The organism is Pseudomonas sp. KT_2_4, assembly GCF_041410225.1.
In the GTDB taxonomy this organism is placed as follows: domain Bacteria; phylum Pseudomonadota; class Gammaproteobacteria; order Pseudomonadales; family Pseudomonadaceae; genus Aquipseudomonas; species Aquipseudomonas paracarnis.
In genome coordinates, this window is record NZ_CP166962.1 from 4,972,251 (window position 1) to 4,993,883 (window position 21,633).

General features: G+C 57.2%; 19 protein-coding genes, 1 other RNA gene and 1 pseudogene. 7 read left to right on the top strand and 14 right to left on the bottom strand.

Annotated features, from left to right (window positions below):
• The first annotated feature begins 21 nt into the window (after positions 1–21).
• Positions 22–1,386: a DUF1329 domain-containing protein gene (locus AB9N64_RS22915; RefSeq protein ID WP_371359677.1), complete on the top strand. Its 1,365-nt coding sequence runs from the start codon at positions 22–24 to the stop codon at positions 1,384–1,386.
• Between the two features lie 76 nt (positions 1,387–1,462).
• Here AB9N64_RS22915 and AB9N64_RS22920 read toward each other — a convergent pair whose 3' ends face one another.
• Positions 1,463–1,627 carry a hypothetical protein gene (locus AB9N64_RS22920; RefSeq protein ID WP_153649474.1) on the bottom strand — a complete coding sequence of 55 codons (165 nt, stop codon included), beginning with the start codon at positions 1,625–1,627 and terminating at the stop codon, positions 1,463–1,465.
• Between the two features lie 89 nt (positions 1,628–1,716).
• Here AB9N64_RS22920 and AB9N64_RS22925 point away from each other — a divergent pair, with 89 nt between their 5' ends.
• The gene (locus AB9N64_RS22925; protein ID WP_282398687.1) at positions 1,717–4,446 is read left to right on the top strand and encodes a LuxR C-terminal-related transcriptional regulator; all 2,730 of its coding nucleotides are present in this window, start codon (positions 1,717–1,719) and stop codon (positions 4,444–4,446) included.
• 9 nt (positions 4,447–4,455) lie between these two features.
• Here the strand turns inward: AB9N64_RS22925 and AB9N64_RS22930 are convergent, their stop codons facing one another.
• From AB9N64_RS22930 to AB9N64_RS22945, 4 genes are read right to left on the bottom strand one after another with little or no spacing between them, the layout of a single operon-like run.
• Complete coding sequence (locus tag AB9N64_RS22930) at positions 4,456–5,013, bottom strand: membrane integrity-associated transporter subunit PqiC (protein ID WP_019816952.1); 558 nt, start codon at positions 5,011–5,013, stop codon at positions 4,456–4,458.
• 14 nt (positions 5,014–5,027) lie between these two features.
• Positions 5,028–6,677 (bottom strand): intermembrane transport protein PqiB, encoded by a 1,650-nt coding sequence (locus AB9N64_RS22935; RefSeq protein WP_014716962.1) that lies wholly within the window; start codon positions 6,675–6,677, stop codon positions 5,028–5,030.
• Entirely contained in the window at positions 6,658–7,302 is a 645-nt protein-coding gene (locus tag AB9N64_RS22940; protein WP_014716963.1) for a paraquat-inducible protein A, read from the bottom strand. The genes AB9N64_RS22935 and AB9N64_RS22940 overlap by 20 nt, the downstream gene beginning before the upstream one ends.
• On the bottom strand, positions 7,299–7,889 hold the full coding sequence (locus AB9N64_RS22945) for a paraquat-inducible protein A (RefSeq protein ID WP_014716964.1): 591 nt from the start codon (positions 7,887–7,889) through the stop codon (positions 7,299–7,301). Before AB9N64_RS22945 ends, AB9N64_RS22940 begins: the two co-directional genes overlap by 4 nt.
• Positions 7,890–8,710: 821 nt before the next feature.
• Between AB9N64_RS22945 and AB9N64_RS22950 the strand changes: the two genes are divergently transcribed.
• Positions 8,711–9,076: a CopG family transcriptional regulator gene (locus tag AB9N64_RS22950; protein ID WP_200599243.1), complete on the top strand. Its 366-nt coding sequence runs from the start codon at positions 8,711–8,713 to the stop codon at positions 9,074–9,076.
• 375 nt (positions 9,077–9,451) lie between these two features.
• Here AB9N64_RS22950 and AB9N64_RS22955 read toward each other — a convergent pair whose 3' ends face one another.
• From AB9N64_RS22955 to AB9N64_RS22975, 5 genes and pseudogenes are all read right to left on the bottom strand, one after another.
• The gene (locus AB9N64_RS22955; RefSeq protein WP_200645859.1) at positions 9,452–11,095 is read right to left on the bottom strand and encodes a DUF262 domain-containing protein; all 1,644 of its coding nucleotides are present in this window, start codon (positions 11,093–11,095) and stop codon (positions 9,452–9,454) included.
• Between the two features lie 259 nt (positions 11,096–11,354).
• A complete protein-coding gene (locus tag AB9N64_RS22960) occupies positions 11,355–12,104 on the bottom strand; it encodes a hypothetical protein (protein WP_371359678.1) in 750 nt (249 codons plus the stop codon).
• Positions 12,101–13,270: an AAA family ATPase gene (locus AB9N64_RS22965; protein ID WP_371359679.1), complete on the bottom strand. Its 1,170-nt coding sequence runs from the start codon at positions 13,268–13,270 to the stop codon at positions 12,101–12,103. The genes AB9N64_RS22960 and AB9N64_RS22965 overlap by 4 nt, the downstream gene beginning before the upstream one ends.
• Before the next feature lie 135 nt (positions 13,271–13,405).
• Positions 13,406–13,729: a tyrosine-type recombinase/integrase gene (locus AB9N64_RS22970; protein ID WP_234452001.1), complete on the bottom strand. Its 324-nt coding sequence runs from the start codon at positions 13,727–13,729 to the stop codon at positions 13,406–13,408.
• A gap of 37 nt (positions 13,730–13,766) precedes the next feature.
• Positions 13,767–13,883: pseudogene (locus tag AB9N64_RS22975) on the bottom strand (site-specific integrase); the annotation flags it as partial.
• Positions 13,884–14,551: 668 nt separating this feature from the next.
• Here AB9N64_RS22975 and AB9N64_RS22980 point away from each other — a divergent pair.
• Together AB9N64_RS22980 and AB9N64_RS22985 are read left to right on the top strand one after the other, a co-directional pair.
• Positions 14,552–15,196, top strand: a complete 645-nt coding sequence (locus AB9N64_RS22980) for an MBL fold metallo-hydrolase (protein WP_371359680.1) — start codon at positions 14,552–14,554, stop codon at positions 15,194–15,196.
• A gap of 178 nt (positions 15,197–15,374) precedes the next feature.
• Positions 15,375–16,145 carry an OmpA family lipoprotein gene (locus AB9N64_RS22985; RefSeq protein WP_019816951.1) on the top strand — a complete coding sequence of 257 codons (771 nt, stop codon included), beginning with the start codon at positions 15,375–15,377 and terminating at the stop codon, positions 16,143–16,145.
• Between the two features lie 203 nt (positions 16,146–16,348).
• On the opposite strand, the gene AB9N64_RS22990 is transcribed toward AB9N64_RS22985, so the two are convergent.
• The 4 genes from AB9N64_RS22990 to AB9N64_RS23005 form a co-directional block, all read right to left on the bottom strand.
• On the bottom strand, positions 16,349–16,930 hold the full coding sequence (locus AB9N64_RS22990; RefSeq protein WP_003188655.1) for a BON domain-containing protein: 582 nt from the start codon (positions 16,928–16,930) through the stop codon (positions 16,349–16,351).
• The gene (locus AB9N64_RS22995) at positions 16,927–17,520 is read right to left on the bottom strand and encodes a phosphoheptose isomerase (RefSeq protein WP_007904374.1); all 594 of its coding nucleotides are present in this window, start codon (positions 17,518–17,520) and stop codon (positions 16,927–16,929) included. Before AB9N64_RS22995 ends, AB9N64_RS22990 begins: the two co-directional genes overlap by 4 nt.
• A gap of 93 nt (positions 17,521–17,613) precedes the next feature.
• Complete coding sequence (locus AB9N64_RS23000; RefSeq protein ID WP_014716967.1) at positions 17,614–17,985, bottom strand: YraN family protein; 372 nt, start codon at positions 17,983–17,985, stop codon at positions 17,614–17,616.
• Positions 17,985–19,796 carry a penicillin-binding protein activator gene (locus AB9N64_RS23005; RefSeq protein ID WP_014716968.1) on the bottom strand — a complete coding sequence of 604 codons (1,812 nt, stop codon included), beginning with the start codon at positions 19,794–19,796 and terminating at the stop codon, positions 17,985–17,987. The genes AB9N64_RS23000 and AB9N64_RS23005 overlap by 1 nt, the downstream gene beginning before the upstream one ends.
• A gap of 176 nt (positions 19,797–19,972) precedes the next feature.
• Between AB9N64_RS23005 and rsmI the strand changes: the two genes are divergently transcribed.
• Together rsmI and rnpB are read left to right on the top strand one after the other, a co-directional pair.
• A complete protein-coding gene (gene rsmI / locus AB9N64_RS23010; RefSeq protein ID WP_020301255.1) occupies positions 19,973–20,878 on the top strand; it encodes a 16S rRNA (cytidine(1402)-2'-O)-methyltransferase in 906 nt (301 codons plus the stop codon).
• Positions 20,879–20,974: 96 nt separating this feature from the next.
• Positions 20,975–21,328, top strand: an RNA gene (gene rnpB / locus AB9N64_RS23015) — RNase P RNA component class A.
• Positions 21,329–21,633 lie beyond the last annotated feature (305 nt).

Genomic DNA, 21,633 nt, shown 5'->3' on the forward strand with positions numbered 1-21,633 from the left:
TGTATTCAGGAAGACCAGAGCATGAAAATAACAAAAAGTCTGTTGCACGTGGGTGTGCTTGGGCTGTCGATCCTGGCGAGTAACGTCATGGCGGCAGTCTCGGCAGATGAAGCCGCCAAGCTCGGCACGACCCTGACCCCGATGGGCGCCGAGATGGCCGGTAACGCGGCCGGCACCATTCCAAAATGGTCGCCATTGCCGACCAATGCCGGTGCGGTCGACGCCCGTGGTTTCCTCGCCAACCCGTATGCCAGCGAGCAACCGCAGTTCACCATCACCGCGCAGAACGTCGAGCAGTACAAAGACAAGCTGGCCCCCGGGCAATACGCGATGTTCAAGCGTTACCCGGACAGCTTCAAGATGCCGGTGTACCCGACCCATCGCGGCGCCACCGTGCCGGCCGAGGTGTTTGCCTCGATCAAGAAAAACGCCACCACCACCAACCTGGTGTCCGGCGGCAACGGTCTGGAAAACTTTGAAACCGCCGTCCCGTTCCCGATTCCCAAGAGCGGCGTTGAAGTGATCTGGAACCACATCACCCGTTATCGCGGTGGCAGCGTGACCCGCCTGGTTACCCAGGCCACCCCGCAAACCAACGGTTCCTACAGCCTGGTGTATTTCCGCGACCAGTTCGTGTTCCGCGACAAGATGAAGGACTTCGATCCGAAAAACCCAGGCAACGTGCTGTTCTACTTCAAGCAGCAAGTTACCGCGCCAGCGCGCCTGGCCGGTGGTGTGCTGCTGGTGCACGAAACCCTGGACCAGATCAAAGAACCGCGTTCGGCCTGGGTCTACAACGCCGGGCAGCGCCGTGTGCGTCGGGCGCCGCAAGTGTCCTATGACGGGCCGGGTACTGCCGCCGACGGCCTGCGCACCTCCGACAACCTCGACATGTACAACGGTGCGCCGGACCGCTACGACTGGAAGCTGGAAGGCAAGAAAGAAATCTACATTGCCTCCAACAGCTACAAGATCGACGATCCCAAGCTCAAGTACGCCGATATCATCAAGGCTGGCCACATCAACCAGGACCTGGCTCGCTACGAGCTGCGCCGTGTCTGGCACGTGGTCGCCACCTTGAAGGAAGGCCAGCGCCACATCTACGCCAAGCGTGACTTCTACATCGACGAAGACACCTGGCAGGCAGCGGTGATCGACCACTACGACGGTCGTGGCCAACTGTGGCGCGTCGCCGAGGCCCATGGCGAGAACTACTACGACAAGCAAGTGCCGTGGTACGCCCTGGAAACCCTCTACGACCTGCAGTCCGGCCGCTACCTGGCCCTGGGCATGAAGAACGAAGAGAAGCAGGCCTATGACTTCGGCTTCACCGCCAGCACCAGCGACTTCACCCCTGCGGCCCTGCGCCAGGACGGTGTTCGCTAACCTCTGCTGATGCTCTCTGAATGATCGCTCCCACGCTCTGCGTGGGAGTGCTTCCTGTGACGCTCTGCGTCACGCCTCAAAAGTCGACGCGCAGCGTCGAAGTCTGCATTCCCACGCAGAGCGTGGGAACGATCATTCCTGGATGGGCGCGTTTTTTTTTGTGCTTCGCGAGCAAGCTCGCTCCTGCTTCTTGCTTGGCGGCTGGAAGGGATATTTCTTGTCGCAGTTCTTTTTCAGCCATTTGTTGCAAAGATCTACAATCCCGCCGCTTTTACCGCTAGTCTGCGGACATCTGCAATGCCGACAACAGCCTTCTACAAGAGCCCGGCGATGACTGATCTGTCCCGAACCCATGGGCCTGCCAGTGTGGTGATGCCGACCCTGGAAGGCCGCTTTTACCGGCCCCCGCTGCCTGACGGCTACGTGCTGCGCCCGCGCCTGTGCGAACGGCTGAATGCGGGCCTTGATGGGCGACTGTTGCTGGTCAGCGCGCCCGCGGGGTTCGGCAAGAGTTCGTTGGCGGTGGAGTTCTGCCAGGGCTTGCCAGCCCAGTGGCAAAGCCTGTGGTTGGGCCTGAGCCCTCGTGACAGTGACCCCGGCCGTTTCCTGGAGCGGCTGCTCGACGGCTTGCAACAGTATTTTCCGCAACTCGGCGCCCAATCCCTGGGGTTGCTGAAAATGCGCCAGCGTCACCAACCCTTTGCCTTCGAAGAATGGCTCGATGGCCTGCTCGACGAACTGGCCGTGCACCTGTCTGCACGTTCGCCGTTATTGCTGGTGCTGGATGACTATCACCTGGCCCAGGGCCCGGTGCTGGATCGCTGCCTGCAGTTTTTTCTCAATCATTTGCCTGATGGCCTGGTGGTGCTGGTCACCAGCCGGCAGCGTCCGGACTGGCACCTGGCACGCCTGCGTCTGTCGCGACACCTGTTGGAACTGCATGAGCAAGACCTGCGCCTGACCCATGACGAATCCCTGGCGGTGCTGGATGGACACGGCAATGCATTGCGCGGTGAGGCGTTGGAAAACCTGATCCGTCGTAGCGAGGGCTGGGTCGCCGGCCTGCGCTTCTGGTTGTTGGCGGCCTCCGAAGCCGGCAGTGAGGGCGCCTTGCCGCAAAGCCTGCACGGTGGCGAAGGGCTGATTCGCGATTACCTGCTCGAAGAAGTCATCGACTGCCTGCCCGCAGAAGTGCAAGCGTTCCTGTATGACACCGCACCTCAGGAGCGTTTTTGCAGCGAATTATGCGACGCCGTCCGCGAGGCCCATGACAGCGCAGAAATCCTGCGCTATTTGCAGGCTCATCAAGTGTTCCTGGTGCCGTTGGATGAGCAAGGGCACTGGTACCGTTATCACCATTTGTTCTCCGACCTGCTGCGTACCCGCCGCGAGAAAAGCGCCACCTTGCCGCCGGCCAGCCTGCACTTGCGCGCCTGTCGCTGGTTTAACACCCAGGGCTTGATCGACGAGGCGGTGGAGCAGGCGCTGCGGGCCGGGCATCTGGATGTGGCGGCGAATCTGGTGCAGAACCTGTCCGAAGAGCAACTGCTGGCAGAGCAGAACATCGGCATGCTGCTGCGCTGGAAGATGGACTTGCCCGACAGCCTGCTGATCAGCACGCCGCGTTTGATCGTGCTGTACAGCTGGGCGCTGGGGCTCGCATGCCAATTGGATGCAGCGCAGGAGCTGTCCAGCTACCTCAGCCGCTTCCTGCCGGCGCCATCGGCCACCGCGCAAAAATCCATGTTGGCCCAATGGTTGGCGCTGAGCGGGATTATTGCCCGTGGGCGCGGAGACCGTGAGCTGACCCAGCGCTATTGCAACGAAGCGTTGGAAAGCTTGCCGCCAAAGCGTTACGGCCAGCGCCTGATGTGCCTCTCGACCCTGTCCAACCTGGCGATCGTCGATGCCGACCTGTGGCGCGCTCGTGGTCTGAACCGCGAATCGTTGGAGCTGGCGCAGCGCGTCGGTAACCCCTTGTTTGAAGCCTTGGCCCATTACGACCGGGCGCGGGTGCTGCAGGCGCGGGGGGAGATCCTGCGTTCCCTGGATGAAGCCCGCCAGGGCCTCGAGCGCCTGCATGGGCTGGCGCCCCAGCGCCTGTATGCCGTGCGCGCACGCCTGTCGCTGTACGAGGGGTACCTGCTGCTGGTGCGTTACCAGCCCGAAGCCGGCCTGGCGCGTTTGCGCGCCGGCCTGGCCGAGGCCCGTGCCTGCCGCGATATCAGCGTGCTGATCGGGCACTGCGTCATCGCCAGCTTCGAAGGGCGGCGTGGGGAGTTTGCCCATGCTTTTGCCGAACTGGCCGAGGCCGAGCGCTTGATGCACATCTGGGATGTGCCGCCGATCTATTACCTGGCGATGATCACCCTGATCAAATGCGAGTTGTGGCTGGCCCAGGGGCGCACTGACCTGGCCGACGCCTGGCTGGCCCGCCTGGGGCAGACCTACAACGGCGAGCACGCTGCGGCCGCCCCCGAGTTTCATCCGCACTTGCCGCAACATATCGAGCTGCAACAAGCCGCGCTCGATGCCACGCGCCATCAGCCCGACAGCGCGCTGCAACGCCTGGAAGCGCTGGCCCAGCAGGCTCATGACAGTGGGCGCCAGATGATTGCCCTGATGGCGCTGGTCCAGCAGGTGCAGTTACTTCTGGATAATGGCCAGGAAGCCAAGGCCAGGCCGGTGTTCGCCCGTGCCCTGGAAGCCGGTTCGGGTGGTGCGTTGCAGCCGTTTCAACGGTTGTTGGAGGGTTACCCGCAGTGGATGCGCGAGCAGTTGGGCAAGGATTCCCATGGGCTGCTCAATCAGAGCTTGCTGGCGTTGCTGCCCCAAGTCAGCGCAGTTGAAGCCGCACCTCAACAGGAAACCCTCAGCACCCGAGAGCTGGCGGTGCTGCAACTGATTGCCCAAGGCTGTTCAAACCAGGAAATCAGCAACCAGTTGTTCATCTCTCTGCACACGGTGAAGACCCACGCCAGCCACATCAACAGCAAGCTCGGCGTGGAGCGTCGTACCCAGGCAGTAGCGCGGGCCAAGGCCATGGGCTTGTTGGCCTGAGCCCTGGGTTTATGGCGTGGTCGGGCAGCCTTTGAGTGAGGTGTCGACGGTCTGATTGATCAGCGCCGCGAAACGCTTGAGGTTGTTCTGATGCGCCACCACCAACTCGTCGATGCTCGGCCCGGCAGGAGATTGCAAGGTGGTGCGGCAGGTCAAGGCCGGGCGATCGCCATTGACTTGCCTCAGGCGCCAGCGCACATCGAGCAATGCGTACTGCCCCGGTACCGAGTCAAACCGCTGCACGTCTACGCGTAAAGCCACGGCTTGCCGGGCATTGCTGTTGGCCAATTGATCGACCAAGGCGCTCCTCAGTTCATCGGCGAGGGTGGCGGCCCACCACTGGGTTTCAAGAATCGCCAGGCCGCTGTCGCCCTGGCGGATCACTATCTGCGCGCGGTCGACCTGAGGCGGCACGCTGATGCTCTCAATGCGCACACCGCCGGCCTCTGCTCGCGTACTCGGGCTCAAGTGCGCCGGGGTCAGGGTATGAAAAGCGATGGGTTCACTGCGACAGGCACCGAGCAGCAGCAGGGCGCTCAGTAACGTGATCTTCAACGGCAATGTCATGGCGGCTCCAATGGTCATTTGCGGGGTGGCCCTTGCAGGTCCGTCGGTGCGGCGTTATCGGGGCGGCCGCGAATCAGCGACTCCGGATGCCGGCCCAGATAATCCGAAAGCTCGCGCAGGGAACGCGACATGCGCCCCAACTCGTCGAGGGTCTGGGTCAGTTGTTCACGCTGCGGCGAGTCTTCGGCCAGGGTTGAACTGGCCGATTGCAGGGTCTTGCTCACGTCGGCCAAGGTCGTTTGCACACCCGGCAGCGTCTTGGCGTTGAATTGCGCCAGGCCCTTGCGCAGTTCGACCAGGCTGGCGTCGAGGTTGCCGGCAATACGCTCGACAGGCAGTTGGCTGATCTTGTTGACGATGCCTTCGAACTTCTCTTGCAGCTGTTCCAGGTTGCCCGGGATGGTGGGGATGCCCACGGGGCGCTGGTTCGGGTCGAACGCGACTTTTTCTGCCTTGGGGTAGAAGTCCAGGGCGATGTAGAGCTGGCCGGTCAGCAAGTTACCGCTGCGAGCCTGGGCGCGCAGGCCGTTTTCGATGAAGGTCCCGATCAGGCGTACGCCGGCTGCCTCATCGTCAGGGTTATTGTTCATGGCCTTGAGCAGCTTGGTGTGAGCCTCGCCGAGCAGTTGCGGGTAGATCACGATGCCGACATTGACCGGGAAGGTGCGTTTCTTTGCATCGAAATCCAGGTTGATCGATACAACCCTGCCGAACTCGACGCCGAGGAACTCCACCGGTGCGTCGACTTTCAGCCCGCGCAGGGCCTGATCGAAGCGCAGGACCATGTATTGCCCCTTGCCGTTGGGCGGGGCGAGGGCGCTTTGCTGGTCTTCGAACAATTCAAAGCTGCGACTTTCTTCGGCCGGTTTGTCATTGGGGTTGTAGGGCGGCGCCTGGAAGGCAATCCCCCCCATCAACATGGACGACAAGGATTCGGTTTTCAGCGCAAAGCCATTGGCACCGACGCTCAAGTCGACGCCGCTGGCATTCCAGAACCGCGTGTTCTCGGTGATGTACACATCATTGGGCGCATGCACGAAGATTTCGACATTCACGCCCTTGCCCTCGTTGTCCAGCTCATAGGCCACCACCTGGCCCACCGGGATCTTGCGGTAATAGACGGGGGAGCCGATGTCCAGGGAACCCAGGGCCTGGGTGTGCAGGGTGAAGCGCTTGCCCGGCTCGCCGTAGGTGATGGGCGGCGGGTTTTCCAATCCGGTGAAGTGCTTGGCGCGGGTCTCGGATTGACCGATGTCCGCGCCGATATAGTCGCCGGACAACAACGTGTCGATGCCCGACACGCCGCCTGCGCCAATGCGCGGGCGCACCACCCAGAATTTCGAATCTTCGCGGGTGAAGCTTTCGGCCTGTTTGACCAGTTCGACGGTGGCATTGACGCTTTTCTGGTCATCACTCAGAGCTACGGCGGTTACTTGGCCGATCACCACGTTGCGGTATTTGACCTCGGTTTTGTTGGCAACCAGCCCGCTGCCGGTCTTGAAGTTGAGGACGATGGTCGGCCCTTGTTGCATGACGCTGTGAATCACCAGCGAGATCCCCACCAGTACGGCGACAATCGGCACGATCCAGACCAGCGAGACACTGAAACGACGCGTCTTGATCACGGGTTGCCCCGCAGGGGTGTCAGCCTTGGATGAGCTCATCCGAGGTCTCCTCGTTATGTGGGTTTTCCCAGATTAGCCGGGGATCAAAGCTCATGGCCGCGAGCATCGTAAACACGACCACCAGGCCAAAAAACAGAATGCCCAGGCGCGGTTCTATCGTGCCCAGGGCTTGAAACTTCACCAGTGCGGCCACCAGGGCGACCACGATGACATCGAGCATCGACCAATAGCCGATCAGTTCGATAAACCGAAACAGCTTCGAACGCTCCTTGCGCGCCCACTGGCTATTGCGCTGCACAGTGACCAGCAGCAGCCCCAGCGACAGGAACTTGATGCCCGGCACGGCAATGCTGGCGATGAAAATGATCAGCGCAATGTCCCAGGCGCCATGTTGCCAGAACTCCAGCACGCCGCTCATGATGGTGCTGTCTGCGCCCGAGCCGAGCATGGTGGTGTTCATCACTGGCAATAAATTGGCCGGGACATAAAAGGCGAGGGCGGTGAGCATGTAGGCCCAGGTTCGGGTCAGGGACTGCACCTTGCGCCGATGCAGCGCGGCGCCACAGCGGTCGCACTCGGTGGGCTCAAGGCGCATGTCGCAGGGCTGGCCGCAGGTGTGGCACAGGCACAGGTTCAGCTCGCGGGCGGTGGGCGGTGAATTCATACGGTGTCCCACAGGTCGCGCACATCGCGCCCGGCAATGCGGATCAGCAACAGGCTCAGGGCGGCCAAGGCGAACAGGCCGGTGCCTGGGATCACATCCAGCATGCCGGCCAGCTTGAACACCGCGACCATCGCGCCCAATAGGCACACCTCCAGCATGCTCCAGGGCCGGAGTGCTTCGAGCCAGCGCATGCACAGCTTGAACGCCGGCGAGCGCCTGCCGGCCAAGGCGAAACTCAGCACCCAGATCAGCAATAGCAGCTGAAACACCGGCGCGATAATGATGGAAATCGCCGCTACCAAGGCAATGAACGTGATCGGCCCCAGGCTCAGTGCAACCACTGAGTCCCAGAGGGTGGCGCTGTTTTTCAAACCCTGCAGGCTGATGCTCATCACCGGATAAAAGTTGGCGAAGGTCCACAGCACTGCGGCAGTCACCGTCAGGGCGAGGCGTTGCTGCACCGACAAGCCGTTATAGCGCTGCAGTACGCCCGAGCAACGTACGCATAGGGCTTTTTGATGTTTGGCGAGCGTGACTTTCTCGTACACGCAGTCGCAGTGCTCGCAGATGATCTGTTGATTCGCCATGGGTGTTGCTCCAAATGCGACTGACTGCAGCGGGGGATTTCAATGGCGCGTGTGTAGCTTAGCAGCGGATAGGCCGCGCAATCGACTCCTTCCAGAGCAGGGGCAAGCTACACCATACTGCACTTGGAACGCGCCAGAGAGCTTGCAGGACACCCATGACTATTGAAAAACAACCGTTGATTCGCGAAACCTTTCCCGTCGGCCCGTTGCAGTGCAACTGCACAAATGAGCGGAACCGTAAGTAATTGAATTATAGTTGAAATTAAATTTTTTCAATTTAAATCATATAGTTGTGTGGTTGCATGGTAGTGCAGTGTGAAGCGGAATTCAGCAGTACTTTGCTTTTTTTGTGTGCCGGATTTGTTCCACGCATTGCGACTGATTGAGCAAAGGCCCGCTAGCTCGAGGCTACCTTGTATGGGCGATTGGAGGACGTTGAGGCATGGCTGGCATAGCATGTTCTCGGTAGTGAGTTTGCAACGCCTGGTGCCGAGCATCATCGCGCTCGGCCAGGGCGTCCTACTAACACCTCGCAAATCGCTCGGCAACGCCGTTCGGCAAAATGAGATCCTGGGGTTCTCTTTCTGACCGAGTGGAACAATTAATAGCGCGTAACCATGCGCGATAACGATTTCAAAATCCAAGCGCGAAACTGCGCAGTTTTACGCATAGAGAGACGGCAAAATGCGTGTTGTAGGCCTACGCTGCTCCGCAACTAGGGTCGCCACCGCCTTGCCTTATTCGCCTTTGGCTCAACGGACAGTCTTGCTCTGCGAGGCTTATCGTCGGTGCCGTGACTCAAAAAGCAGAAATGAAAAAGCATGGAAACAGAGCAAAAGCCAAGGACACGGCGGGAGCTTCCACCGACCAAGGTTGAGGTGTCTGATGAAGAACGGGGCGTGATTCAGGAGCGGCCCGATCAGACGGACTTGTCCCTGTCTGCTTACCTCTTGGCCGTTGATATGAACACCCCAATAAAGTCTGTCGTTGACCTGACCGCCGTCGCCGACTTGGCCAAGGTCGCTGGCGACCTTGGGCGGGTCGCGGGCTTATTGAAGTTGTGGCTGGGCGAGAAGCGTGGGCAGGGAGCACCGGCGGTGGACGATGACGCCATGATGGTAAAGTTTCGTGAGCTACTAGGAGAAGTGAGGTCGCTTATGAGCAAGGTTGTTTACGGGTCGAGTTAATTCTTAGCGTTAAAGGGTTTATTGTATGCGGAGTTGGATAAGTCCCTGGAGGGTTTGTGCGCGACAAGTTTCGGGGGTGAAATCATGGTGAGCCATTACCGTGAGCGACCGATAGAGGCGGCGGCGATGCGCCATGCTCGACTGTTCGATGGTGAGCTGGGGGAGTGGCGTATTTTTTTGTCATGTCCGGCGAGCACTCCTCAGATGCTGAATGTGTATAAGTTTTCCACCTCTTGTAGTATACCAATATGGGTATCATGGGGAGTTTTGAAAGGCCCCCCGTAGATGAATCGCTGAATGATTTTCTCAAGAACGATACATCTGCAGTAGGGGCGGTGAAGTTAATACAATTACATTTATACCCAAACCAATGGGTTAGACCTCAGCCCGGGCAACGCAAGAAGTCCACTCATCATGATCCCATTGCTCCATTGCGGTAGCCCTATTTTTCAGAAAACTTTCCAAATCACCTGAGCGGAGAGATTGAAGGCTGTGGTAGTCAATAAAGTGAGCGGCTAATGCATCCTCAGAGTAGTCCGGCCCATGTTTAAGTCTTTCTCGAAAAATAGTGTCGGTTTCGGGTGATAGCAAGAAGCGATTTCCTGGTCCTTGAATCAGTTTTTTCAAGGATGGTGTAGCCCCTTTAGGTGTTGTAAATATTCGTACTAGTGCATCTCGACCATGTTCCGTTAAAAGCTTTCTTCCTGATGTGATTTGGCCTGATGCGTCCGTGAGATTTTTTTGATTTGCAAGTCTAAGTGTGAAAAGACGGACTCTAGCAGACCTAAAGTCGAATCGGTCTGGTAGCTTGGACTCTCTAGTCCATGACACATTTATATTGTTCTTTACCAAGTTTTCGAGAGCTTCTGTTTCAAAGCGTACATCTCGATAAGCAGCGGTTGCGAATACTTCCGACCAGCTTGTTCTCCAAAGCCATAATTCGAACTGGGGTTTAGGTATGTTGGTTAGTGCTAGTTTATCAAGTATGCTCGCAAGAATTACAATTTGGAGTATGTATGGTTGAAGGTCGTCATGCGATACACCGATATCATTAGCCAACCAGTCTATTATTTGCTTGATTGAGTTGCTTGCCCTGTCGAGAAGTGATGCGTCGTCGGATAGTTTTTTTACAAGCTCGGTTTGTCCTGCTTTCGTGACGTCTAAGCCTGTAAGCCCTTTGCAGACTTGTAGATATAGCCCTTCATCGATATGTCGCCACCCTGCAGGTAGATCGCGACGCCTCTGGGAGATTTGATCTCTCAAGTCAAAGTCATCTCTCCAAGTTAGAGCCGCAACAAGATGTGCCTCACCCATCGGAGTTCCGAGGCTGTTGATGCGTTGAAACGTTCTCGCAGCAAGTTCGAGATCGTCGGAAACCATTACTACGATGGGGACACGACACTGCTGAAAACGATAAGACAGTTGATCCGCACGCTCTTCCCAGTCTTCTAAGTCTTGATCGGTCCAGCCTTCATGTTCGGCTCGCTTTCGAAGGTCCCGCATGTGTTTGTTTACCAACCGTCCATCTAGCAACGTCCATAGGGGAAGCAGGGGCTGTTTGGTTCTACCTCGGTCTGCTTTGCGTCGGAAAACAAAGTCATTTTCTAGTAAGTTATACTGAATATCCCAATCAATGCTTTCACTATCCTGGTCGTCGCTAATCTGGCTTGGTTGGAGTGGCTGAAGTAGAAGGCCTAATAATGTTGAAACCCGCTGGTGACCATCTAAGAGGTACTGCCATCCTGTTGCGGGTGCAATGTCAATAATAGAGGGGATATTGTGGGGGCCTACATTTCCGAAGGAGGCTAGTTTGAATTTTACTGTTCGCCAAACGAGTAGGCTCCCAATGGGCATGTTGTCGCGAATAGATCGAAGAAGATCTAAGCGTTGCGAATCCATCCATACAAATGGTCGTTGAAAGCGCGGCACCCGGATGTGCCCTTTTTGAACATCTTCTAGCAAGCTGCGCAGGCTAGGGTTCAAGTTCTCTGATGCGAGAGCGGTTAAGCCTTCTGACATAAATATCTCACTTATAGCAAACGCATTAGCTGTGGCACGGCGCGCAATGCTTCTTGTCGTGCATCCTGATCCCAGTCAAACTCTATTGCCTCTGAGGCACTGTAGCGATCTGCTACCTTTCTGCCGAGACCATCATGAAGTAGTTCTTTGTCCTCTGGGCTCACGTTGGCATATAAATTTTTTGCGCGATGCGCGTTCTCAACTTTCGCATCATCTTTGAATCCTTTTTTTATATTGAAGTGCCATTGTTCTTGCCTGCTTAGTCGAAAAAGGCATCTACAGTTTCAATTTTTAATGCGGAGACTTGGGTCATCTCTTGCTTTGGCATATAAGACTCTATAAACCGTCTGTTGAGTCTCCAGTAACCACCAATTGCAGCTTCGGTTACAACTTTTTCGGTAGTAAATCCCTGGCACGCTTCTGGAGCTTGAGGCGCCCAATCAGGATTTAGTTCGTCTGGATGACGACGATCACTATCAAAGAGCACAAAGGTTCGAAGTCTTTTTGTAACTACGCTCGCTCGTTCGGCTATGCGCTGGGTTAGGTCGCTACCGCCACCGTGAAGTGGTTCCGCCCAACGAGCGTCTATGGCTCGTTGTAGCTTTACCCTTTCTGAGCTGCGAATGATACGTCTCAAAAAATGCCAATCGTTGTTAGCATTTTCCAGTAGAATTCCAAGTGGTTCTTGAAGTAGATTTAACGCATCGTTTATGTTTAAAGTTGCTGAAAATTTGTCCCAGTTAGCAGGGGTGTCAGTAGCCGTTATGCGAACCGTGGCAGTATTTATAGAAAGAGTTGATGATGATCTAATCGACAGCAGTAGAGCCTGTTGGTAGATGGCGCGTGTCGGAGGGTCAAGAGTATCTAGCCAACGAGAAGCCTCGTCGGTAGAGGCTGCAATGAGAACGTGCCTCCCCTCTGCTGCAAATCCAAATAATTTATGTAGTTTGATAACGTCCGCTGTTTTTGATGAGGTGTCGATTACACCATCTGATAATATGGCTATCATGATTTAACTGCAGAAAGTTGCATGGTGATAAGGTCTTGGCCGAGTTGTACGGCCTCTGCAAAGGCGCCGCTCAAAGTGGAGTTTTCTGCTTGACCTTTTTCGTTAAAATCTACAGAAATTGCATCGCTGGTTCCATCTTGAAGGGATTCGATCCAGTAGACACGAACAAGCTCCGGAGCGATTTCGCCTTTGGCAATTGCTAGTTGTATGCTTGTTAGTAGTACCTCGGAGTGAGTCTCAACGAGGATTTGTGGGGTGTTAGAACTTTTTACCGTGGTTATTAGTTGTCTTGCTAGCTCCGCCTGAGCGCGTGTATGTAAGTGTAGTTCTGGTTGCTCTAAACATAATAGTTTTGGGCCGCCCGTGCGTGCGCGGGCAAGTGCGACTAGAACTGGCAGAACTTGTGAGTAGCCCTCTCCTGTATCGCACAGGTCTACTCGGACATGTGGGCTGCCAGTTGGTTGAACAATGACGCGCCATATGCCGTCAGCCGGGTTGTCTAGAATAAGTTGTTCATTTAGTTCATTAAAGAAACTATTTGTCGCCTCTAGAACTGGGTTTGCGGTGCTTTTCAATTGTGCTGAAACTAGATGCTCAACCGCGTCAGAGCCATTCGGGTTTATAAGAGGCTGTGCATCACCACTGGAAATTGTTGCTCTGGGAACTCGGCTACGAACTCCACCTATCCACTGCACTTGATCTCTGATCTCAAGCAGATTCTCGCGGGCCCTGGTTAGGCCATCGGGAAGCGGTACTCCATTTTTTTTCTCTGGGAGTAGCCCTAGCCATTTACGAGCTGATGGATCATTTATTTCTCCGTCAATTACTAGCGATTCTATTTCCTGCCAGCGGCCTTGGAGATCACCTTTGATCTTCCATTCCGCAGTGAGTTCTTGCGGTTCTTCCCAGCTAAGCGAAAAAGACAGAGCGTCTCGCCCCGTTGCTTTGGACACTAGGGATGGCCATGTCGCTTGGCGTCCGACCTCCCCCCCTAGCCAGATCGGTGAGCCACCAGTTCTAAGTGACTCTGCGACTAGCGGTAAAAAGCGGAGTAATGCGCTTTTTCCTCCACTATTCCAGCCAAAGAAAAGCGTTAATGGACGCAATTCAATATCTTGTTTTCGCGAAAAGGATCGATAGTTTTCAACTGAAAATGACTTGAGCATTTGAGTACTGAAGAGTCCGTTATCTGATTCGGTAGGGCACGAATTTTTTTTGAGGTTCGTGCAGCGGCCTATCTCTTGATACTAGGGTGCGTTTCGGCTGAATGGAAGGGGTTTGGGCTTTTGCTTTGAACGGTTTCAGCTCAGCTTCCTTGCAAGGTCTTCTATTTTGGGGTGGTAGTAGCGCATCAGCGTCCGAGCGTCCTGGTGCTCCATGATCTTTGTGAGCTCATGTAGTGGGAAAATTTCCGCCAGGCGCGAGGTGGCTTTATGGCGTAAATCGTGGAGACGCAAATTTATCAGAAACGGATCAGCGCTGATGCGCTTGTCGATTTTCTCCTGGGATGTTTTTTTGTTTGAGATGAAGCGATAGGCCTCTTGCATAGGCGTTGCGTGCGTCGCTAATAGCATCTGCAAATGCTTTGGTGATTGAGTCGGGCCGGCTTTTAAAGCAGCGACCATCGTCACGCTCAGTAAGGCTTTTCAGTATCTCAACTGCCTTTCTTGAGAGTGGAACTCCACGGGAAGAGCCGTTTTTGGTCATCGGTAGCAGAGCGACTGGTTTATGAATATTAACGTCGGCACTTTGTAAGTCGGCCATTTCGCTGCGACGCATCGCTGTCTCCACTGCGGAGATTATAATTTTTTGGGAGCTCGGCCGAGCGAGAGTGGCGGAAACTCATCTCGAGTTCGTCCAGGTGCTCGTGCAACAAATCACCATCTTTAGGTATCCACACATCAGTACTTAGCATTCGTCGCTCACGGGCATTATCAACGCATGGTTGACGGATGAGGTCGACCGGGTTACTCAATGACGCCATGCGCCATTCTTTGCGGGCAATTGTGAAGACATGAGAAACCAAGGCCAGTTCTCGGCGCGCTGTAGACGCTGCAATACCTTCTTCGAGGCGCGTGTCGTATCGGCTCCACGAATGCTGGCAAGTGATCTGAGAGCTACCGGGGGGGGGCGTTGTATAGCCTGGATTCGTGAGAGCTTTGACTTGCTGCTTCGCTTTTGGCTAGTCACCTCTTTTGCGTAAAATTCCAAAGCGTTAGTGAAAGAAGTCGATTCAGCTTCACTACGACTGACAAATATCCCCGCGTTCCTGCTCAATCATGATCGCCCACTTTTTCGCATCCGCTTGGGTATTGAATGTGCGTGTCTGTTGGGGCCACCTTTTACGTCTGATTTGAGCGTGCCAGTGGTGGGGCCTTTCTTCCTAAACGTCGCCATCGCTTTTCGGACGGTGCCAAAAATGTGCCATTAATTTCACAGGAACACCTATGGAAGCCGCAAGGTCCGCGTTAATACGAGAAACCTTCCCCGTCGGCCCGTTGCAGTGCAACTGCACCATCATTGGCGACCCGATCACTAAAAAAGCCATCGTCGTCGACCCCGGCGGCAATCACGAGTTGATTCTGGCGCGCCTTGATGCGCTGGGCCTGAAGGTGGTGAGCATTATCCACACCCATGCTCACCTTGATCATTTCCTGGCTTCCGGCCAATTGAAGGAAAAGACCGGTGCTACGTTGCACCTGCATAAGGATGATCAATTTCTGTGGGACAACCTGGAAATGCAATGCCAGATGTTTCGCGTGCCCTACGTCCCGGTGCCGTCTCCGGATCGCTGGCTGGAGCATGACGAAGAACTGGCCTGCGGCTGCGGCGTGGCCTTGCACACCCCAGGGCATACACCGGGCTCGATGAGTTTCTGGTTTGCCGACGCCAAGCTGTTGATCGCCGGCGATACCTTGTTTCGTCGCGGGGTAGGGCGTACGGATTTATGGGGCGGCGACCAGGCGACGATTGTGCGGTCGATCAAGCAGCGCCTGTATACGCTGGACGAAGGCGCGACGGTGGTCACTGGGCATGGGCCGGATACGTTGCTGGGCGATGAGATGCGGGAGAATCCTTTCGTGCGTGCGTGATGGGTTGTCGGCTCTGATACAAGCCGGTACAGACACACAGGCACAGGCCCGAGCCAAAGACAGCTATGCTTTACGCACCCCTGCACGGAATTTTTGCCGTTTGTCGCGTTCCAAACTCGGCACAGGTCCATTGCCAATGTCCTCTGCATCACAGAATGCAAAAGTAGGAGCTTCCTTCATGTTCACTCCGCGTCGTCTGCTTGTTGTCGCTACCGCCGTAGCCCTGTTGTCTGGCTGCGCTTCACCTAACCCTTATGACGGCAGCCAGGGACAGGCCAGCAATGGTTCCGAAAGCGGCATGAGCAAAACCGCCAAGTACGGCGGCCTCGGTGCGCTGGCTGGCGCATTGGCCGGTGCAGCCATCGACCATAACAACCGTGGCAAGGGCGCGCTGATTGGCGCAGTCGTTGCGGGTGCCGGTGCGGCGGGCTACGGCTACTACGCCGACCAGCAGGAGAAAAAACTGCGCGAAAGCATGGCCAATACCGGGGTTGAGGTGCAGCGCCAGGGCGACCAGATCAAGCTGATCATGCCGGGTAACATTACGTTCGCCACCAACTCGGACGCGATCTCCAGCAGCTTCTATCAGCCGCTGAACAACCTGGCCAACTCCCTCAAGCAGTTCAACCAGAACACCATCCAGATCGTTGGCTACACCGACAGCACCGGTAGCCGTCAACTGAACATGGACCTGTCCCAGCGCCGTGCGCAGAGCGTGGCCAACTACCTGACCTCCCAAGGTGTCAACGGTGCCAACCTGAGCGCACGCGGGGCCGGCCCGGATAACCCGATTGCCAGCAACGCCGACGTGAATGGCCGTGCCCAGAACCGTCGTGTCGAGGTCAACCTCGGCCCGATCCCTGGCCAGCAATACGGCCAGCCTGGCCAGCAGCAGGCGCCACAGCAGAACAACCAGTTCCAGGGCAACCCGTACCAGCAATACCAGTAAACCCCTGGGCACTAAAAAGGGCGCCGTGCAGTCAATGCACGGCGCCCTTTTTTGATCGTTCCCACGCTCTGCGTGGGAATGCCCGCTCGGACGCTCCGCGTCCTACTCTTGGCGCAAAAGCTGAAGCGTGTGCGGTGACGCGGAGCGTCACGGGATGCGTTCCCACGCAGAGCGTGGGAACGATCAGGCACCTTCGATCTACATCAGTCGATGTATTCGAACACCTTCACGATCTTCTGCACGCCCGACACGCCCTGTACCAGGTTGGCGGCGCGGGTGGCTTCTGCCTGGGTCAGCAGGCCCATCATGTAGACGATGCCGTTATCGGTGACGATCTTGATCCGCGAGCCTGGCACTGCACTGTCGGTCAGCATCTGGGCCTTGATCTTGGTGGTCAGCAGCGCATCGTTGCTGATGGCCAGCAGAGTGATCGGGTCCATGACCTGCAGTTCGTTGTGGACCTTCTTGACGCGTTGCACGCCGGCGGCGGCTTGCTCGGCCTGGGCCTTGAGGTCGGCGCGCGGGGTTTGGCCTGCCAGCAGGACCACACCGTTGAAGCTGGTCACCACGATGCGCGAGGCACCGTTGCCCAGGTCGGTAGCCGCCTTGGCGACGTTGACCTTGACCTTGGTTTCGATCAGCGAATCATCGATGGTGCTGCCGAAGGTACGTGTGCCACGGTCGTCCTGGATAGGGGTGTCCCGTGTAGCGGTGATAGCCGAGCTGCAGCCGCTGATGGCGACGCACAGCGTGATGGCCAAAAGACTGAGGCGATTAACGGTCATTCTTCACTCCCGAACAGTTGGCTGTCGATCAGATCGCACAGGCAGTGGATCGCCAGCAGATGAACTTCTTGGATGCGTGCAGTGACATTGGCCGGGACGCGAATCTCCACGTCCTCCGGCAGCAGCAGCGAAGCCATGCCGCCGCCGTCGCGACCGGTCAAGGCTACGACAATCATTTCGCGATCATGTGCGGCCTGGATCGCTTGAATAATATTGGCCGAGTTGCCGCTGGTGGAAATCGCCAGCAATACATCGCCCGGCTGGCCGAGGGCGCGGATCTGCTTGGAGAAGATTTCGTTGTAGCTGTAGTCGTTGGCAATCGAAGTGATCGTCGACGAGTCGGTGGTCAAGGCAATAGCCGGCAGGCTCGGGCGCTCACGTTCGAAACGGTTGAGCAGCTCGGAGGAAAAATGCTGGGCATCGCCAGCCGAACCGCCATTGCCGCACGAAAGCATTTTGCCTTCGTTGAGCAAGGCATTGACCATCACCTGGCTGGCTTGCTCGATGTGCGGTGCAAGTACGTCCATCGCCTGTTGCTTGGTGTCGATGCTGGCCTGGAAAAGCTGGCGAATTCGGGATTGCATGTCCATCTGTGTGACCTTAAGTAGCGCGGCTGTTTGGCACAGGTAATGTGCAGCCCGCAAAGCAAAGAGCAAAAATGAGTGGTGAAGGTGCCCGGCGAATCAGCTGTCAAAGGCATTTTTGAGCCAGGTCAGATCAGCTGTGCCTGACGGGGTGCTTTCCATGGCAACCACATCGAAACGGCAGGGGCAGTCAGCCCAGCGATGCTCTTTTTGCAGAAAAAACTGCGCAGCGAGTATCAGCTTTTGACGCTTGCGCCCGTCGATACTGGCGAGCGCGCCACCCCATTGTGCGTGTTTTCTGTAGCGGACTTCGACGAATACTACTGTATCGCCGTCAAGCATGACCAGATCAAGCTCGCCGCGTTTACATAACCAGTTCTGCGCCAGAAGGCGCAGACCCTGTTGTTGCAGGTAGTTGAGTGCATGCAGTTCGGCATCCTTGCCGCTGTGTGCGCTGGACCGCTCGGGCATCAGCGTGGGGTATCGGGCAGGCGCTGAATGTCGCCGCCGACGAACTTCGCCCACGGCATCTGGCGATCAACGCGCTGGTTGGCGCTGATGCCCAGGTTGCCCGAGAGGCCGTCGACACGGGTGTCCGGCAGTGCCTTGAGCTGGCCCAGGCGTGGCGCCAGGCGGTAGGCATCGACGCCCATCGCGTAGAGGCGGCCCAGGCTGCCATTGGCTTGCGGCCATTGCGCGGCGACCTGGTTGCGCAGTGGGTCGGTGGTATTAAGCAGCCAAGGGGTTTCGCAGAACATCACGTTGGTCATGTCCAGGTACTGGTTACGATCACCGCTGGCGCTGTACACGTGGGAGGTTGCGTATACCGGCACATCCCCGGCGTACTGGAAGTTCAGGGTCGGCTTGATCTGCTGGGCCAGTTGCGGCGTGACGGCCAGGAAGATGAACTCGATGTCCTGGCGACGCGAAGGCTGGGCGGCGACGTCGGTACCGACTGTGCTTTGCAGGCTCTTGGCGCGGCCTTCGCTCTTGCGCAGTTGGAACAGATCGGCGATCTGCTGGGCCAGGGCCACAGGTTGGTCGACATATTCAACGCCCATGACGGTGCCGCCATTGGCTTCCCAATCCTGGCGGAACGCCTTGTAGACACGCTCACCCCATTCGCCACGGGGCACCATGGCGGCGGCGCGATGCAGGCCATCGGCACGGGCACGGCGCGACACTTCGCGGGCTTCGTCTTCAGCGGCCAGGCCGAATTGGAACAACTGCGCCGGGCCCTGATCGGTCTCGCTGTAGTTCAGGGCCAGGGTGGTGATAGGTAGTTGCGGGCGCGCGCTGAGTTGCTTGACCAGCGGTTTTTCCAGCGGGCCGACCACCAGTTGCACACCGGCGGCCTGGGCCTTGGCATAGAACTCGTCGAGGGAGGCCAGGCGCGAGCTGTCATAGAACTCAATGACCGGCGGCTTCTGCCCGGCTTGCTCAGCCTGGTAGTGCGCCGCCATGAAGCCTTCGCGCAGCGCTTTGCCCACAGCAGCCAGCGGACCTTCCTGCGGCAGCAGCAGGGCAATCTTGTTCAGGGGCTGGCTGGCCAGTTCCTTGAGCTTGGTCAGCGGTGCTGGCAGTTGCACTGCCGCCGGGTGCCCTGGGTTCTGAGCGCGCCAGGTGTCGATGGCGGCTTGTTGTTGCTCCAGCGTACCGGCGCCCTTGACCGCCTGGGCCAGAGTGATCCAGCCATCGAGGGTCGGGTTGCCGGTAGCTTGCAGCTGTTCGGCTGGCAGCGCGGCAATCAATACCCAGATAGCCTCGTGGTTGCTGCTGGCAGCTTCAGCCGTCAGCAGGGGCGCCATGGCCACCCGCTCGCGAGCGGCGGCGAGGGTCTGGCCGTCGGCTTCATAGGCGCGTGCATGTACGGTACCGGTGCGGATCTGCTGGTCGGTCGGCAGTTCCTTCAGGTTTTGCAGGCTAGGGTGGTTCAGCGCTGCCAAGGCCGCCTTGGGCTGGTTGCGCCCCATGGCCAGTTCTGCGGCCAGGGTGCTGGCAAATACTTGCGCGGCTGGCTTCAGGGCATCCAGGGGCACTTGCGCAAGGATCTGCGAGGAGCGGCCGGGATTGTTCTGCTGGTAGGCCAGGTCCGCCGCGCTCAGGCGCAGCAACGCGGCTTTTTCTGGCGTCTTGGCGTTCGTCGCCTGTTCGAGCAGTTGCTCGATACTGGCATCGGGCGTGCGTGGCAGTTCGCCAAGACTGGAGGAGGGCGAACTGGCGCAAGCGGCCAGCAAGGCAGCGAGGCAGAGGGCGGAGAGCAGCCGCAGGCAAGCGATCATGTAAGTGTTCCTGATACCGATCAAATTAGCGTGGAAGTGTACCCAAGCACTGGCCCAGGCGCGATGTTCATGGCGTTAAACCGTGGATTTAGGTCGTGCAAATGTTGCCAATAGCTGACGGTGGCTGAAACGGCATCGGCCGTGATGGCATATTTTCAAGGCGTCTACGCGCTACAATGTGGCTTTTGCCAACCATCGAGGTGTGCGCTTTGACTGCTCCAGGTCCTTTGAATTCCACTGCTGGCTCGCTTTTTGTGGTGGCGACGCCCATTGGCAACCTGGACGACATCAGTGCCCGGGCGCTGAAGGTGTTGCGCGAGGTGAAATTGATCGCGGCAGAAGACACGCGGCACTCCCAACGGTTGATGCAGCATTTTGGTATCAGCACGCCATTAGCGGCCTGCCACGAACACAACGAACGTGAAGAGGGTAGCCGCTTTATCACGCGTCTTTTGGCGGGTGATGACGTGGCGCTGATTTCCGACGCGGGCACGCCCCTGATTTCCGATCCTGGTTACCATCTGGTCCGCCAGGCGCGCGCCGCTGGTATCAATGTAGTGCCTGTTCCAGGAGCCTGCGCGCTGATTGCTGCATTATCGGCCGCCGGGTTGCCCTCGGACCGCTTTATCTTCGAAGGCTTCCTGCCCGCCAAGGCCGTAGGGCGTCGGGCGCGTCTGCAGGCACTTAAAGAAGAGCCGCGCACCTTAATCTTTTATGAGGCCCCGCATCGCATTCTTGAATGCCTGCAAGACATGGAGCTGGTGTTCGGCGGCGAGCGCCTGGCCTTGTTGGCCCGGGAGTTGACCAAGACCTTCGAAACCCTCAAGGGGTTGCCGCTGGAGGAACTGCGAGCGTTTGTCGAGGGCGACAGCAATCAGCAGCGCGGCGAATGCGTGGTGCTGGTAGCAGGCTGGACCGCGCCGGAGAATGAAGACGCGGTGGGCAGCGAGGCCATGCGCGTCCTCGATTTGCTGCTCAAGGAAATGCCGCTCAAGCGCGCCGCCGCTCTGGCGGCGGAAATTACTGGCGTTCGCAAGAATGTGTTGTATCAGGTCGCGCTGGATAAACAGAAGGCCGAATAGTTCCGGGACCAAATCTGTATTTCGTCTGAACGTGATGGCAATGCTGCACTTTTAATACTTGTCCTCAAGCCGCCGTCCCGTTAACCTTCGCGGCGGAGAGTCGATTGGACAGTCGCTGCCCTCTATGAAAATTAGGGGGGGGAGGAAAGTCCGGGCTCCATAGGGCGAAGTGCCAGGTAATGCCTGGGAGGCGTGAGCCTACGGAAAGTGCCACAGAAAATAACCGCCTAAGCACTTCGGTGCCGGTAAGGGTGAAAAGGTGCGGTAAGAGCGCACCGCACGACTGGCAACAGTTCGTGGCTAGGTAAACCCCACTTGGAGCAAGACCAAATAGGGTCCCAAGGCGTGGCCCGCGCTGGGACCGGGTAGGTTGCTAAAGATGTCCAGTGATGGCCATCGTAGACGAATGACTGTTCAAGACAGAACCCGGCTTACAGATCGACTCTCCACCTTTTTTCCTTGCGTTCGAATCTCGTGCGCAAACCCGGTAGTAACGCAAGAATCCCTCCCTGCCAAATCATTGGCAGATGCATCTTCGTAATACCAAAAAAATCTTACTCTTAATAAATTACTTTAACTTTGCGCTCTAGCTCTTTGAGCTATTTGCTGTTGTTGAGTCAAAAACATCGCAAAACTCTCGTTTCTCCTCCTTTTACTCTCCTAAATCTCCGTTCTGTAAGGCTTTTCCTTGAATACGCGCCTTGACGGTGTGGTAGGCGCATTCCTATAGTGTGCGCAAGTGGCGGAAAGTGGCA